11 protein-coding genes and 1 pseudogene are annotated in these 15,114 nt (G+C 73.2%); 5 read left to right on the top strand and 7 right to left on the bottom strand.

Annotated elements, in window-relative coordinates:
* Positions 1–277 precede the first annotated feature (277 nt).
* A pseudogene (locus CC117_RS39130) lies at positions 278–588 on the top strand (integrase core domain-containing protein); the annotation flags it as partial.
* 38 nt (positions 589–626) lie between these two features.
* Here CC117_RS39130 and CC117_RS16745 read toward each other — a convergent pair.
* Genes CC117_RS16745 through CC117_RS16735 form a run of 3 tightly spaced genes read right to left on the bottom strand, consistent with a single transcriptional unit; the run spans position 627 to position 5,230 of the window.
* On the bottom strand, positions 627–2,756 hold the full coding sequence (locus CC117_RS16745; RefSeq protein WP_071085183.1) for a cytochrome c oxidase assembly protein: 2,130 nt from the start codon (positions 2,754–2,756) through the stop codon (positions 627–629).
* Positions 2,757–2,760: 4 nt separating this feature from the next.
* Entirely contained in the window at positions 2,761–3,378 is a 618-nt protein-coding gene (locus tag CC117_RS16740) for a copper resistance CopC family protein (protein ID WP_071085181.1), read from the bottom strand.
* Between the two features lie 34 nt (positions 3,379–3,412).
* The gene (locus CC117_RS16735) at positions 3,413–5,230 is read right to left on the bottom strand and encodes a bis-aminopropyl spermidine synthase family protein (RefSeq protein ID WP_241830174.1); all 1,818 of its coding nucleotides are present in this window, start codon (positions 5,228–5,230) and stop codon (positions 3,413–3,415) included.
* Positions 5,231–5,260: 30 nt separating this feature from the next.
* Between CC117_RS16735 and CC117_RS16730 the strand changes: the two genes are divergently transcribed.
* A complete protein-coding gene (locus CC117_RS16730; RefSeq protein ID WP_116287816.1) occupies positions 5,261–6,649 on the top strand; it encodes an NAD(P)/FAD-dependent oxidoreductase in 1,389 nt (462 codons plus the stop codon).
* A gap of 4 nt (positions 6,650–6,653) precedes the next feature.
* Here CC117_RS16730 and CC117_RS16725 read toward each other — a convergent pair whose 3' ends face one another.
* The 3 genes from CC117_RS16725 to CC117_RS39125 form a co-directional block, all read right to left on the bottom strand.
* The gene (locus CC117_RS16725) at positions 6,654–9,236 is read right to left on the bottom strand and encodes an HAD-IC family P-type ATPase (protein WP_071085177.1); all 2,583 of its coding nucleotides are present in this window, start codon (positions 9,234–9,236) and stop codon (positions 6,654–6,656) included.
* Between the two features lie 165 nt (positions 9,237–9,401).
* A complete protein-coding gene (locus CC117_RS16720) occupies positions 9,402–10,343 on the bottom strand; it encodes an undecaprenyl-diphosphate phosphatase (RefSeq protein ID WP_071085175.1) in 942 nt (313 codons plus the stop codon).
* Positions 10,344–10,559: 216 nt separating this feature from the next.
* Positions 10,560–10,964 (bottom strand): hypothetical protein, encoded by a 405-nt coding sequence (locus tag CC117_RS39125; RefSeq protein WP_241830173.1) that lies wholly within the window; start codon positions 10,962–10,964, stop codon positions 10,560–10,562.
* A gap of 25 nt (positions 10,965–10,989) precedes the next feature.
* On the opposite strand from CC117_RS39125, the gene CC117_RS16710 reads away from it, so the two are divergent.
* Positions 10,990–11,850 (top strand): hypothetical protein, encoded by an 861-nt coding sequence (locus CC117_RS16710; protein ID WP_071085173.1) that lies wholly within the window; start codon positions 10,990–10,992, stop codon positions 11,848–11,850.
* A 145-nt stretch (positions 11,851–11,995) separates the two neighbouring features.
* The gene (locus CC117_RS16705) at positions 11,996–12,298 is read left to right on the top strand and encodes a hypothetical protein (RefSeq protein WP_131803083.1); all 303 of its coding nucleotides are present in this window, start codon (positions 11,996–11,998) and stop codon (positions 12,296–12,298) included.
* A 48-nt stretch (positions 12,299–12,346) separates the two neighbouring features.
* On the opposite strand, the gene CC117_RS16700 is transcribed toward CC117_RS16705, so the two are convergent.
* On the bottom strand, positions 12,347–12,856 hold the full coding sequence (locus CC117_RS16700) for a hypothetical protein (RefSeq protein ID WP_071085215.1): 510 nt from the start codon (positions 12,854–12,856) through the stop codon (positions 12,347–12,349).
* Positions 12,857–13,299: 443 nt separating this feature from the next.
* Between CC117_RS16700 and CC117_RS16695 the strand changes: the two genes are divergently transcribed.
* Positions 13,300–15,072, top strand: a complete 1,773-nt coding sequence (locus CC117_RS16695) for a hypothetical protein (protein WP_241830172.1) — start codon at positions 13,300–13,302, stop codon at positions 15,070–15,072.
* Positions 15,073–15,114: the final 42 nt, after the last annotated feature.

Here is a 15,114-nt window from a genome sequence, read left to right as displayed (position 1 = left end):
CGGGCTGCATCAGGCGATCTTCGCGATGCACGCCCGGAAGGCCGCGATGTATCCGGACTGGGGCCGCGAGGTCGAAGCGCTCCTCACCGCCTAGAAGGCTTGGGCGGGCGAGGCTTCGATATCGGCGAAAGGCCGCCGGACCGGTGTGGTTCGGCGGCCTTTCGGACCGGCGGGCGGCAACGGCCGCGGGACGCCTACTTCCCGCGGCCAGAGCGGCGGAACGGGTGCMGCGGGCCGACGGAGCGAGCGCCGCGACCCTGTGGAGTACCAGAAGTCGGTTTGCGGGGTCACCGCTCACCCGGACGGATCGTTGACCACCCGACAGATCCGGAACCTCCTGGTGGATCTCGGCAACCGGGCGGCCGACTTCCGGTTCCTGGTCCGTGACCGGCCGGCCAGGTCACCGCGTCGTTCGACGCGGTCCTCGCCGACGCCCGCATCACCGCCGTCAGGCTCCCACCTCGGGCTCCGCGGGCGAACGCTTGTGCAGAACAGTTCGTCGGCACGGTCCGGACCGAGGTGACCGGCAGGATGCCGATCTTCGGCGAGCGGCATCTGCCTACCGTCCTGGCCGAGTACGCGACCCACTAGGCCGGCAGCGCACTCCGGCACGGCGGTCGTTGGCCTCAGGAAGGCGGTCCGCTGCCGGTGCCTCGTGGGGAAGCGGCGTCGCCCTGGCTCGGAATGGACGGTGCCGGGGCGGGGCGGGTCCCGTTGAGGCGTGCGAGGTAGGCGTTGTAGGCGTCGAGCTGCTCGTCCACGCCCGCTGCGTCGACCCGGCGTTCGCGGGTGCGGGCACGGCGTTCGTCGGTGCGCGACCACTGCACGGCCAGGACCAGCATCACGACCAGCGTCGGGATCTCGCCGAACGACCAGGTGATGCCGCCGGCCGTGCCCTGGTCGTCGAGTGGCGTCGCTCCCCACGGCCGCACCAGCTGCTCGTACCAGCTGCTGCCCAGCACCGTCGTCGTGCTCATGATGGTCAGGCCGAGGAAGGCGTGGAACGGCACCACGGCGACCAGCATGAGCACCCGGCCGGGGTGCGGCGGCCGTTTCGGGAGCGGGTCGATCCCGATGAGGACCTCGAAGAAGTAGAAGCCCGTCATCAGGAAATGGGCGTTCATGAAAAGGTGCCCGAGGTGGTCGTTCATCAGGTACCCGAGCAGCGGGCTCAGGTACAGGATGTAGAGGCTCCCGGCGAAGTTCGCGGTGACGAACAACGGGTGGGTGAGCACCCTGGCCGGCCAGGAGTGCAACGCTGCCAGGAGCCATTCCCGCGGCCCGCTGCGGTACGGCGCTGACGCCGGTCGCAACGCCCGGAGCGCAAGCGTGATCGGCGCGCCGAGAACCAGCGGGATGGGTGCCAGCATCGTGAGAATCATGTGCTGGGACATGTGCACGCTGAGCAGCACCGGGCCGTACAGCCCCAGCCCGCCGGACGTCACCACGACGACCAGGACGAGCCCGGTGAGAAACCCGACCGTGCGGCCGACGGCCCACTGGTCCCCGCGGCGCGCCAGCCTGACCACACCGGCCAGGTAGAGCCCGGCGGCGAGCACGGCCAGACCGAGGAACACCCAGTCAGGGCGCCAGGATGTCARCAGCCGCTCCGGCGTGATCGGCGGCGGCATCGGATAGCCGAGCATCGCCTCCGTGGCATTGGGCGGGACCGCCGCGTCGTTCACCGGCGGGGGTGTCTGGGAGAGCCCGGCGGCCAGTCCGAAGGTCGCCGCCARCACGCTGATCTCCACCGCCGCGAGCCCGCGGAACACCCGCCGCCGTGCCGCCGGCGACGAGTCCTCGCCGTCCTCCACGCCTACCCGCGGCTCGGCGTCGGCGTCGGTGTCGGTGTCGCCAACCGCGCTGCCGGCGGCAACCGCGCCGGACAGGCGGCCGATCACCCGGCGGCGCACCAGACCGCCGATCGCCACGGCCGCGACCAGCCCGGCGATCTTGCCTAGGATCAGCAGGCCGTAACGGTCCTCGACCAGCGGGCCGAAGCCGCCGAGCCGGACGGCGGCGCTGGCGATCCCGCCGACCGCGGTCGCCGCCGCGGCCACGGCGGCCAGCCGGGAGTAGCGCCGCAGCGCCGCGAGGAACGAGTCGTCGGCCAGCCCGCGCATGGTCGTCAGCGCGAGCAGGCCACCCGTCCAGACGACCGCCGCCATGATGTGCAGGCCGAGCGCGACGACCGCCAGCGCATGCTGGGACGAGCCGGCCGCGTGGCCGGTGAACGCGGTTGGGATGAGCCCCGCGCAGGCCAGCGCCAGCAGCCACCCGGCGGCCACGGTCGACATGAGGGTCGCGCCCACGAGGGCCACGATCAGGGCACACACCGCCACGACGAGCAGTGCCCGGCCCTGCGGCGTCGCTTCGACGAAGGACCGCAGCGCCGATGGATCGGCCATCTCCCCGGGCGGGCGGGCGGAGATGTCGGAGGCGGTGAAGACCAGCTCCGCGACAGCCGCGGCCGCCCACACCGCCGCCGCGACGGCCGCTGCCCGGCCGTGCCGGCGGGCCGCCGCCCCCAGCCGCCCCTGCTGGGACGGGATGAGCACGGCCGCGGCGAGCAGCCAGCCGACCGTGCCGACCGAGGCCACCTCGCCGACCACCCGGGCGATCGGCAGCCCCCAGTGCGTGAGCGAGCCGGCGTCGGGCAGGCCGGGGAGGCTCACCGCGGCGGGCGCTGTCGCGACGATCACCAGCAGCACGACCAGCGCGACCGCCGCGGCGAACGCGACCACGGGAACTGTCACCGCGCTACTCCCGCTTCCGTCGGATCAGCACCACCGCGCCGCCCAGTGCGGCGACCGCGGCGATCAGGACGCCGATGATCCACCAGTCCTCGCCCTCCTTCGGGGGCGCCGGGTCGACCGGAGCTGACGGCGACCCCGCCCCCGCCGCTCCCGCCGGCCCGGCCGAGGTCGCCGTCGCAGCGGTGGCGGTGGCCGCGGGCGTGGGTTGCCCGGCGGGTGCCGCGGTGGCCGCGGAACCCGTGCCGCCGGCGACTGTGAACGAGAACTCGCCGCTGATCGGATGACCGTCGGCCGAGACCACGCGCCAGGTTACGTGGTATCCGCCCGGTACGACGTCCGGGAGCGCCACCGACAGGGTCGTCTCGATGACCTGGGGTTGTCCGGTCTCGACCTGCCGACCGTCACCGCTGGTCACGGCGACGGTGGCGTAGTCCGTCCAGACCGGTTCGTTGAAGACCAGGGAGATCCGGTCGGGCGGTGTGGCCAGCGTGGATCCGTCGCCCGGCTCGGTGCGCAGCACCGACGAGTGCGCCCAGGCCGGCCGGGGCGGGGCGACCAGCACCAGGAAGCCGAGGAGCAGTGCGGCGACCGCCGTCAGTGCTGGGGGCACGGTGCGCGGCACCGGAGCGATCGATCCTCGTTGCACCGGGCCGAGTCTACGTTCTACCAGCGGTAGAAGGCGGTACGCCCGGGGACGGAACACCAGCCCCGAGCTCACCCCGGACCGCGGTCAGCAGCCGTTCCAGCGCGGCCCGCGGCACCTCCATCGCCGTCAGCTCCAGGACGTCCTGACCGCCGCCACCGCGCTGCCCGTCCTGCCCGTCCTGCCCGGGCTCAATGATCAGAGCACGGACAAGCGCACGGGCCTCGTTCTTGGATACCGTGCGGCCGTCGCCTGCCGCGGCCCGGATGACGCCTTCGCGCAGGACGTTGCCGATCCGCCCGTGCGCGCGCTCCAGTAGCCAGCGGGCGACGAACCCGCCCCCGCCCCCGGCCCCGCCCCCGACCAGCTCCGCGCGGACGGCCACATACCGGGCGGCGCCCGGGTCGGCCGGCGGCACCGGGCGGAAGGTCAGGCGGTACTTGGGCTCGACGAGCGCGGCGAGCTGGTCGCGGGCATCGCGGGCGCTCACGTCGGGATGGTCGGCCGGCACCACGAGCCGAGCCCTGGTGGCGGTCACGGCAAGCAGGCCGCGCAGCAGCAGCGGCCCGGGATCGGCGGTCAGGTCGACCGCGACCTCCGCGTCGGGGCGCAGATCCCGGAGATAGTCCGAACCGGTGAACAGGGCTCGCAGCCCGAGTCTGCGGGTGCCCGCTCCCGCGGCCGGGACAGCCGGGGCGGTCGGCGCCGCCTCGCCCTTGCGCGCCTCGGGGGTGCCGGCGGGAGTGACCTCGCCGATGACGGTGGTCGCCGCACCCAGCTCGACCTGGGTGGCGCTTTCGACGGACTGGCGGCCGTGGGTGTAAATGCGCGTTCCGAAGCTCTCCGCGAGCCGGTCGAGAACCTTCCAGGTGCGGGTCGTGGGCGCGCAGACGTACAGATCGCTCGCGCTTCCCACGGCCTGCGCACCGTCATAGCGGTTGAAGGCCGGCAGAATGGTTTCGAAAACCACACCGAACTGCTGCATGGACTGCTGGACCTGAAATCCCAGCATCGGATGAAGCCGGCTGTGCCCGTAGGCGACGACAACGACGCCGTTCGTCCGGTCGCGCAATCCGGAAAGACCACGGCCGAGGAACAGACCGACGCCGTCCGGCGTGTACGGCGGATCGGTGAGGACGAGATCCGCCCAGTCCCGTGCCGCCGCCGGGAGCGTGCAGCGCAGGTCACCGAACAGCGTCCGGATCGCCAGGTTCTCGGCGCGCGCCGTCTCGTCGATGTACGCCAGCGTCCGCTCGTCGATGTCGACGACGGTGATCTCGGTCCGCGGGCAGGCACGGGCCAGCGCGATCGACGTCAGATCGTGGTCGCCGACGAACAGGACCCGCCGCCCGGCCAGGTCATAGGTGGAGTTGAGCCAGCTCACCCGGCGGGCCAGCGTCTGCGCGGTGGCGGCGACGTGGTCGAGATCCCTGCGGGGGGCCGGCGCGGCCGCGATCAGGGCCGCCAGCGCCTCGACCGGGGCGGCCCCGGAGGGCCCTTCCAGCACGGGACCCGCTCCGGCGCCGGGACCCGGATCCGATCCCAGCCCCGGGCCGGGATCGATGTCGTCCAGCCCGAAAAAGGCACGGTACTCGGCGCTCATATCAGGCCGGATCCGGAAACGCCCCGAATCTTCGGTGAGATCTTCTCCCAGATTTCGCAGAAGGTCCTCGACGGCCCGCCGCGGTGTCGCGGTCGCCGCGATGAGCGTCTCGATCGGCTGGCTGGCGCGCGTCAACAGGGAGAGAATTTCGCGCAGCGGCCGGGAGCGCACACCGAAGCCGCCGAGATAGGCCGAAACGGCGTCCACCGAGGAATTTCTGCCGGTCATGTCGACATTCATATCATCGGGGGAGCAGCGGTGGTCAGGTCGGTCCCGGGCACACTGAGCAGACCGACCGTCACCGTGCGGGAGCAGCCACCCCGGGTGGTCGTGGTCGGCGGGGGCTTCGCCGGGGTGCGCCTGCTGCGCCGGTTGGAGTCACTCGTCCCGGCCGGGCGGGCCGAGCTCGTCGTCGTCTCCCCCGTCGATCATCTGCTCTACACCTCGCTCGTCCCGCAGGTCTGCGCCAGCTCCGTCGAACCGCGGCACCTGGCCGTCGCCCTGCGCTCGGTCCTGCGCCGGACGCTGCTGTGCCTCGGTGACGCCGTCGCGGTCGACCTCGCCGCGCGGACGGTGACAACGCGCACCGTCGACGGATCAGCCCGCACCATCGCGTGGGACCGGCTCGTCCTCGCACCGGGCTCGGTCACCGCCACCCCGGAGGTGCCCGGTCTCGCCGAGCACGCGCTGGGCCTGAAGACCCTCGACGAGGCCGTCACGCTGCGTGATCACGTTCTGGCCCAGCTCGAGCTGGCCGACGCCACGGAGGATCCCGAGCAGCGCTCCGCGCTGTGCACGTTTGTCGTGGTCGGCGGCGGCTACACCGGCACCGAGCTGGCCGCGCAGATGGCCGCGTTCACCCGCCGGGCCGCCGCCGCCTGCCAACGGGTGCGGCCCGGCGACGTCCGGTGGGTCCTGGTGGATCACGCGCCCCGGCTTTTGCACGAGCTCGCGCCGGCGCTGGGCCGGCGTGCCGCCCGGGTACTCGCCCGGCGCGGGATCGATGTCCACCTCGGCACCTCCGCGATGGAGATCAGCGCGGATTCCGTCGTCCTCGCCGCCGGCGGGCCGAACGTCCGCCGGCACACCCGGGTACCTACCCGCACCGTCGTCTGGTGTGCCGGGGTGGCGCCCAGCCCGCTCGCGGCCGTGCTCGGGCTGCCGACAGCCCGGGGGCGGCTCGTGACCGACGAGTTCTTCCGGGTCCCCTCCGCCGACGGCGTGTTCGCGCTCGGGGACGTCGCCGCCGTGCCGGACTCCACCCACGGGGGCACGCCCGCCGGGCAGACGGCGCAGCATGCCGTCCGGCAGGGCGCCGCCGCCGCCCGCAACGTCGCCGCCTCGCTGGGGATCGGGTCAGCGCGCCCCTACCGGCACCGTGACCTGGGCTTCGTCGTCGACCTGGGCGGACGGGACGCGGTCGCGAACCCGCTCGGCGTCACCCTGAGCGGACTGCCCGCGGCCGTGGTCACCCGCGCCTACCACCTCGCGAGCCTCCCCTCGGCCGCCAACCGGGCCCGCGTGGCGACCGACTGGCTGCTCAACGACCTGTTCGGCCAGGAGATCACCCACTACGCCGCGCCCGGCCTCGCCGGCAGAACGATCGCCGCGTCCGAGAACACGCAGATCTACGATCGGCGCACCTGACGGCCTACTGCCCGCCGCCTTGCCCAGGCACGCCTCCGTGCCCAGGCGCACCTCCGTGCCCGTTCCCGTGCTCGCCGCCGTGCCCGTGCCCGGGTGCGCGGGCGGCTTCGGCGTCGAGGTGGCGGCGAGTGAAGAACCAGATGATCTCCAGCGCGACGGCCGCGACGGCGGCGAGGGCGACGCCCGTCCACGGGCCCTTGCTGCCGACCAGTGACAGCTGGAAGAACTCCTGCCCGAACGGCACCACCAGCACCAGCGCGAACGCCGCCGCCATCACGGCGACAAGCAGGATCCGCCACCAGGTGTAGGGACGCGCGACGATCGCCAGGGCCCACAGCGCGATCAGGAAGAGCGTCAGCGTCGCCATGGACGTCTCGGCGTCGAGATCGTCGTAGATCGAGCGGGCCACGAAATAGGACACCAGCGTGGCGGCGGCCGCGAGCACGCCGGCCGGCATCGCGAACCGCAGGACCCGGCCGACGAAGTCCGGGCGGGCCCGTTCGCCGTTCGGCGCGAGCGCCAGGAAGAAGGCCGGGATGCCGATGGTCAGCGAACCGATCAGCGTGAGGTGCCGGGGCAGGAACGGGTAGGGCACCTGCGCGATCACCACGACGACGGCGAGCAGGACCGAGTACACCGTCTTGGTCAGGAACAGGTTGGCGACCCGCTCGATGTTGCCGATCACCCGGCGCCCCTCGCCGACGACCGAGGGCAGGGTGGCGAAGCTGTTGTTCAGCAGGACGATCTGGGCGACCGCCCGGGTGGCCTGGCTGCCCGACCCCATGGACACGCCGATGTCGGCGTCCTTCAGTGCCAGCACGTCGTTGACGCCGTCGCCGGTCATCGCGACCGTGTGACCGCGCGACTGCAGGGCGGCGACCATCTCCCGCTTCTGCCGCGGGCTGACCCGCCCGAAGATCGAATGGGTCTCCAGGACGTCCGCGAGGGCGCCCTGCTCCTCGGGAAGGGTCCGGGCGTCCACCGGGTTGTCGGCGCCGGGCAGGCCGAGGGTGCGGGCCACCGCGCCGACAGACAGCGCGTTGTCACCCGAGATGACCTTGGCCGCCACGCCCTGCTCGGCGAAGTAGCGCAGTGTCTCGGGGGCCTCGGGCCGCAGCCGCTGCGCGATGACGACCAGCGCGACGGGCGTGGTCCGCGCGGCCACCCCGGCGGGATCGTCCGTGACGGTGGCGAGGGGGACGTCCAGGCTGGCCAGCAGCAGCACCCGCAGGCCCTGGGCGCCGAACTCGTCGACCTCGGTCAGCGCCGGGTGGCCGGCGGGCAGCAGAACATCCGGTGCGCCGATGAGCCAGGTGGAAGTCTCCCCCGCGGGGTCGGCCAGCTCGGCGCCGCTCCACTTGCGGGCCGAGGAGAACGGCACCTCCGCCTGGACGGACCAGCCGTCCGGGGCGGAGTAGGCATCGATGATCGCCTGCATGCTCGGATTGGGCCGCCGGTCGGCGGCGCCGAGGGTCCCGAGGACAGCCACGACCCGGTCGCGGACGACGCCGTCCACGCCGCCCACTCCGTCCGCTCCGACGAGGCGCAGCTCGGCGACGTCCATGGCGGCCTCGGTGAGCGTGCCGGTCTTGTCCAGGCAGACGACGTCGACGCGGGCCAGGCCCTCGATCGCCGGGAGCTCCTGAACGAGGCACTGCCGGCGGCCGAGCCGAACCACCCCGACCGCGAACGCCACCGAGGTGAGCAGGACCAGCCCCTCCGGGACCATCGGCACCAGCCCGGCGACCATCCGCCGGACGCCCTCCGCCAGGTCGTCGTCGTTGACCGCGATCTGGCTGATGATCAACGCGATCCCGGTCGGGATGATCATCCAGGTGACCACCCGCAGGATCGTGTTGATGCCGTTGCGGAGCTGGGAGTGCACCAGGGTGAACCGGCTCGCCTCCTCGGCGAGCTGCGCGGCGTACGCCTCACGGCCGACCCTCGTCGCACGGAACGCGCCGGAGCCGGCGACGACGAAGCTGCCGGACATCACGTGGTCGCCCGGTTGCTTGTGCACCGGATCCGCCTCGCCGGTGAGCAGCGACTCGTCGACCTCCAGGTTCTCGACCTCCAGCAGCAGGCCGTCCACGGCGATCTTGTCGCCGGCCCCCAGCTCGATGACGTCGTCGAGGACGATCTCCGCGGCCGCGAGCTCGGCCGCGACCCCGTCGCGGCGCACGACCGGCCGGGCCTCCCCGACGACGGCCAGGCGGTCGAGCGTCCGCTTCGCGCGGACCTCCTGGATCACGCCGATCAGGGTGTTCGCGATGATCACGCCGCCGAACAGGGCATCCTGAACCGGGCCGACGATCACGATGAGCACGAACAGCACACCGACGATCGCGTTGATCCGGGTGAAGACGTTGGCGCGGACGATCTCACCGACGGACCGGCTCGACCGGACGGGCACGTCGTTGACCCGGCCGTCCGCGACCCGCTCCGCGACCTCGGCCGCGGTCAGCCCCCCGAGCGCATGACCCTGATCACGCTCGTGGTCGGCCTGGACACCCGGTTCCTCGGCACCGGCGCTGCCACCGGCCTCGGCCGATGTGGGTGTGGAGGTGGTGGCCACCGGCCGGTCCATTTCCGCCGCTCTCCTTCGATCGCTCCGCGGATCTTGCGCTCCCCCTTGCGGGCCCCACCGTATTTGACGGCCCGCGGCACCGGCTCAGGGCAAGGTCGCGCCGGGACGGGTGGGACGCGGCGAGGTCATGCCGGAGCGGCTCCGGGCAGCGTGGTCAGGCCCTGGTCAGGCCGGGACGGCGGGCATCCGGCCGGCAAGGACGAGGGCGAGCAGCAGCAGGCCCAGGCCGACGCGGTACACGACGAACGGCGCGAACCCGTGCGCCGAGACGTACCGCAGAAACCACGCGATCGCCGCGTACCCGACGAGGAACGCCGTCACGCTCGCCGCGCCCAGTGGACCCCACGCGACCGTGGACGCCGGCTGCCGTGCCTCCCGGTACAGCCGGTCCAGCCCGAACGCCCCCGACACGACGACGGYGGGGACGGCGAGCAGGAAGGAGTAGCGCGCCGCCGCCTCACGGGAGTAGCGCAGCATGAGCCCACCACCGATGGTCGCCCCGGACCGCGACACCCCCGGGATGAGCGCCGTCGCCTGGGCAAGCCCGATCAGCATGCCGTCGCGGGTGGACAGCTCCGCCAGTGGCCGACGTGGCACGACCCGGCTGCCGGCCCACCGGTCGGCGGCGCCGAGCAGCAGACCCACCCCGGCGAGAGTCCCCGCCGTCAGGCGCAGGTCGCGCAGCCGCCCCTTGATGACGTCCTCGAACAGGTAGCCGCACGCGCCGATCGGCACGGTGCCGGCCGCGATCAGCCACGCCATACGCGCCTCGTCCGCCTCGGCCGGGCCGGGCCGGGTTCCGGGCCGGGCACCGGACCTGGTGGCGGCACGGCGCGCCCGGCTGGAACGGACGTCCCCGCCCGCGCCCTCGCGCACGGAGCCGCCGACCGACCGTAGCCAGGCGCGGCCCATGCGCGTGATGTCCGAACGCAGGTAGACGATCACCGCGGCGGCGGTGCCGATCTGGGTCACGGCGGTGAACGCCGCGCCCGGGTCCTCCCAGCCGGCCAGCGCGGCCACCACCCGCAGATGGGCGCTGGAGGACACCGGCAGAAACTCGGTCAGGCCCTGGACCAGGCCCAGCACCGCGCCCTCGGTCAGATTCATCGCTTCACCGCGGGATCGGTGTCCACCACCCCGACGCTATCGGGGCACCCGAGCCACCGCGGACACCGGGTGCCGGGACACCAGATGCTGGGACATCGGGTGCCGGGACATCGGGTGCCGGGACACCGGGTGCCGGGACACCGGGTGCCGGGACACCGCGTACCCGGACACCGTGTCCCGCCGGCCTTCTGGACCTACCGGTCAGGCATCGACCGGTCAGTGCCGCGCGCCGTCGCCGCGGCCCGTCGCCGCCGACCGGGTGTGCTCGGCGACATAGCTGCCCGCCGCGATCGCCGCGGCGATCGGCCACTCGATGGCCTCGACCGCCGCGAGCGTCCCCAGGCCGACGTAGTAGGCCGTCATCTTCGCGGACGGGATCACAACCGGACCCAGACGGTGGTTCGTGTCCGCCGGGGGCGGCGCCATCTCCAGGCGCGCCGTGACGTAGGGCAGATGCAGCACCACGGTCCGTCCGTCCTGCGGACGTCCGGCCCGGCCCCGGATCACCCGCCCGATGGCGTGGGCCGCCGCCTTCCCGGGACGCGGCAGACGCCCCGGCTCCTCCCCCAGCAGGGACGAGCCGGCGGACGCACCGGCCCGGGACGCACCGGCCCGCGTCACCCGGGGCCGACCCGCGGCTGAACCCGTGGCACCCGCGCGCGCACTCGCCGCACGAGCGGGCACCGGGCGTGACGGCGCCGTCCGGGTCGCCGCCGCCTTGCCCGCGGCTGCGCGCGCCGTCCCCGGACGGGACGTGGTCGTGGTCGCACGCGAGGTGGTCGTGCGGGACGCGGCCGTCCCGCCCGCTGTGCTCCGTGCGGTGGAGCGCGCACCGGCACCGGCCGCCGCTGTGCTCTCGCCAGGTGCCGAGGACGACACCCCGGACTTCCCGGTGGTTCCGGCCGCCTGCCCGGGGCCGGAACGTGTCGCCCGCGCCGCCCGCGGGGTCGCGCCGCCTGAACGCGCACTCCCCCGCGCGGTGCCGGCGCCGGAGCCTGTCCTGGCGCGCCCGGAGACCGCGCGGGACGCCCCCGCCGCGGTCCCGTCAGCGCGGGAAGCAGCCTTCGCCCGGCCGGGCACGGCCTCCCCGGTACCCGACTCCGCCTTCCCCGCCCCGGCGGAGACGCCGTCGCGCCGCTTGGGCGAAGCCCTGCCCGGCGAGAGCGGGGCCTGCGCGTCGGCACCTGTGCGCGTGCCATCGCCCTGGGCGGTTCCGCTCGGGGCCGTGTCGGAGCCGGCGGTCTCCCCCGGCGCGCCCGGAGCCGACCGGTCGTCCCGGGTACCAGGGTCCGGTGCTCCGCCGGTATGGGCCGGGGGCGTGGTCGCGGGCGCCGTCACCGACGAGGTCGTCCCGGAACTGCTCGCCAGGGCGCCGACAGCGCCAGCGCCGTTCCTGGACGTACTGGTCTCCGATGAGCTGGTCGCCATGGGGCCGTTCCCTCCGTCGCGTGCCGTGCAGCAGCGCACCCATCACAGATCATTATCGCCGAGCGTATATCACTCATGACACAGAGGAGTGTTCGACGTGCCGCACCATGCGTCACGTGCACCGTTCCTCCGTCGCCCCGCGTCTCATTGACCTGACTTTGCGACGGCCCAGCGATTTCTTCCCCGCACCCGACTTGTCTCAGTATCCTTCAGATGTGGACACCGTGCCTCCGAGCGACTACAAATGGCTGCTCGGGTTCGCGACGGCCAACCTGGTGTTGCACGCGCTCACCGCCGTCCTCCGCCGACACTTCGGTGACGAGGTGGCAGCAACCTACGAAACCTGCGTCCGCACCGTGGTGCTCGGTGCGTTCACCGTCTGGCTGGCCGTGTTCTGGGGGTTCACCTACGCGGCCGTCTTCGTGGGRCTGGGAGCCGCGGGCACCGCTGTGGAGCGATACCGCCGCCAGCGGGCGCACTCCGCAGCGCCGGAGATCGCAGACAAACCCGCAGAGAGACGAACCTGAGAAAGAAGCTCGGCGCTGCGGCGGTCGAGCTCCAGGCAGCCGGACCGCCTACATCGTCCTGGCCGCTTCGGCGGCACGTAGCTGACTGATTACCGAGTATCCGGCACGATACAACGGAGAAAAAGCGTGGCCGGGCTCACTCAGATCATTCTCGGCAACGTCGAAACAACGGCGCCCACCGTAGGTTAGCGCCCGAAAAACGACATGCCCGGCCACCGGAACGGCGGCGCGTTCGCCGTCGAGCTCGAAGCGGGTCAGGCACCCTTCGACGATGGCCAGAAAGTGCCGTGTCGCCGCAACGACCGAGGGGTGGGCGCCACCCCCGACGACACCTCCCCCAGCGCTCGCGTAGAGGCTGGTGGTGCCGTCGGCCAGCGAGACAAGCGTCGTGGTTCCCTCGGATTCACCGATTTCCATCAACGCACCCCACACGACGGTGCCACCTGTGTGCTGAAGCATTCCCTCGACCGCTGGGTCGAGGGTCAGAACACCCTCCCGAAGCCGGTGGAACAATAGCGAACCGCTGTCGGAACGGCGAAGCCCACTCGTGGCGAACATCGTCCAAATCGTAGTGGTGAACCCAGCCTCCGTCCTGCCAACCAGCCAGATTCGAACCAAGTGATCAGTGCTGACTACACTTTTGGTGGTCTGGTCGACGGCGTCCGGACCGCCTCCGGTCACGGGGCTCCCCGGGAGTACGATCCTCCGACCCCACCGCACACGGACGGCAGCGGCGCGACCGCATGCCGGAGTCGGGTGYGTTCCCCTCCACCCAGGGGGGCATCGCCCCTGCCGGGCGGGCCGTCGTCCATCCGACAGCACCCGCGGCGATGAGAGACGAATCAGTCACGTAGGGCACACTGTCGATGTGATTGTTCCGAGGGGAATGTTCCGGTCGGACGATGCGGGCTGGCCGCACCGCTGTCGCTGTCRTCAGGCCGGCGGCCCCGCTCGGGATCCCGTCGCCGACCGCTGCTGGTCCCGGCCGCGGTAGCCCGACCATGACGACCCGCGAGATCTGGCCGCGGCAGCCTTCGGACCGCCCGCAGCCCGGCACCGCCGTTCCTGCCGGCACCGGGCCGGCCCCCGGCTCCGGTGCCGACACCGGTGCCGGCGCCGATCGCGACGACGAGGTGACGGAGCGGTCCGACCGGGGCGCGGAGCGGACCGACACACCTGCTGATCCCGGCGGCACAGACGCGGAACCCACCGACGGAGAGGCGGCGCGGCGCGCCACCCCGGAAGCCGGCCACGGCGGAGCGGGGTCCGGACGCCACGACCGTGTCGACGCCGGAGGGCACCGGTCAGGCTGGTTCGGCCGGGACTGGTTCACCACACCGAGGCGCCTGTGGATCTGCGCCGGAGTCTGTGTCGCCCTGTGCGTCATCGCGGCGGCCGGCGCCTTCTCGATGGCGCAGCGCCGGGCGCATGCTGTCGCGGCGATCAGCGGGGCGGTCATGGAGCGCACCGAGGCGTCATGGGACATCCACCGGTCGCTGGCCCGCGCGGCCGCCGCCGAGGCCGAGACGTTCATCGGGCCGCCGCCGGGTGGCGCGCAGGCGCCGGCGACCGCTCCGCGCTCCGGAGCAGCCGAGGGGGCGGCGGACACCTCCCGCGAAGGGATCTATCACGAGTTCGATCAGGCGCTGCTGACGGCGGCGGGGGCGATGGTCCGTGCCGGCGCAGGCATCAGCCCGGCGGCAGGGGCGCAGGTATGCCCGCCGGCGCGTGCACAGACAGATCCGCGCCCCCCGGTCACAGAGCCCGCCGCGCAGGCAGCGGCAGCCCTCACGACGCTGGTGTGCCTCACCCCGACCTACCGGGAGCTGATCGGTGAGGCCCGGGCGAACAACCGGGCCGGGAACAGCGTCGGCCAGGCCTACCTGCGCAGTGCGAACGCCCTGATGAACGACAGCCTGTTGCCCGCGAGCGCGACACTCGCCCGCTCGCACACCACCGAGCAGGCCCGGCAGTTCGAGCGGGCCACCCGCGCGCGGGACATCGTGTGGCTGGCGGTGGCCGCGGGCCTGGGGCTGGCGGCGCTGATCGGCACCCAGATCCTCAGTGTGCTGTGGACCAGACGGTGGGCGAACCCAGCCATGGTCGCCGCGACGCTGCTGGTGCTGGGCGGGATGGTCTGGCCCCTGGCGGCGCTGGCCGGCGAGCGGTCGGCACTGGCGTCGGCCAGCGAAAGCCACCAGCTGCGCGGCCTGCTCGCCCGGGCCAACCACCTGGCGCTACGCGCAGAGGCGGACGTGCTGTACTGGCGCATCGCTCAGGGCGGTGACATCGCCTTCGACGACGACTTCGACCGGACGGCAGCGCAGCTCGCCTGCGCGGCCTCCGGCAGCGCCACCGCGGAGGCTCCTGACGAGCTGTGCGCCGCGGCGACCTTCAGGCAGCTTGATGCCGGGATCATCAGCCTCGTCAAGGAGGCCTGGGATGCCGGCAGCGCCGCGATCGGCAGCGTCGCCGCCGAAGACCCCGGCCCTGACAGCGGCGCCGGTGCGGGGTCCAGCTCCGGACCGGGCGCGTCGGGTGATCGCCGGGCTCCTGACGACCTGCAGGCGGTACCCGCCGTCCTGGAACGCTTCGCTGCTCTGGACAGGGCGCTGACCGGGGCGGACACGGACGCCCGGGCCCGGTTCGACGCCGAGGTCGCCCGCGCGGACAGGGCGCTGTGGGGCGTCGCGATCGGGGCCCTCCTGCTGTTCGGCGGGGCCGCGGCGCTGGTCGCCATCGGCCTGGAGCCCCGGATCAGGGAGTACCGGTGACCGGCACGCCCTCGCGCCCCGCCGGTCGCGGGGACCGCCGCG

The sequence above is a fragment of the Parafrankia colletiae genome, from assembly GCF_001854655.1.
GTDB classification, from domain to species: domain Bacteria; phylum Actinomycetota; class Actinomycetes; order Frankiales; family Frankiaceae; genus Parafrankia; species Parafrankia colletiae.
The sequence above is the reverse complement of the archived record's forward strand: the minus strand, read 5'-3'. Positions and strand labels throughout refer to the sequence as shown.

What these genes read in the sequence shown, in the direction of transcription:
- CC117_RS16735 (WP_241830174.1), bottom strand. Translation starts at nt 5,230, where the DNA reads ATGACCGGCAGAAATTCCTCGGTGGACGCCGTTTCGGCCTATCTCGGC.
- CC117_RS16725 (WP_071085177.1), bottom strand. Translation starts at nt 9,236, where the DNA reads ATGGACCGGCCGGTGGCCACCACCTCCACACCCACATCGGCCGAGGCC.
- CC117_RS16700 (WP_071085215.1), bottom strand. Translation starts at nt 12,856, where the DNA reads ATGTTCGCCACGAGTGGGCTTCGCCGTTCCGACAGCGGTTCGCTATTG.
- CC117_RS16695 (WP_241830172.1), top strand. Translation starts at nt 13,300, where the DNA reads ATGACGACCCGCGAGATCTGGCCGCGGCAGCCTTCGGACCGCCCGCAG.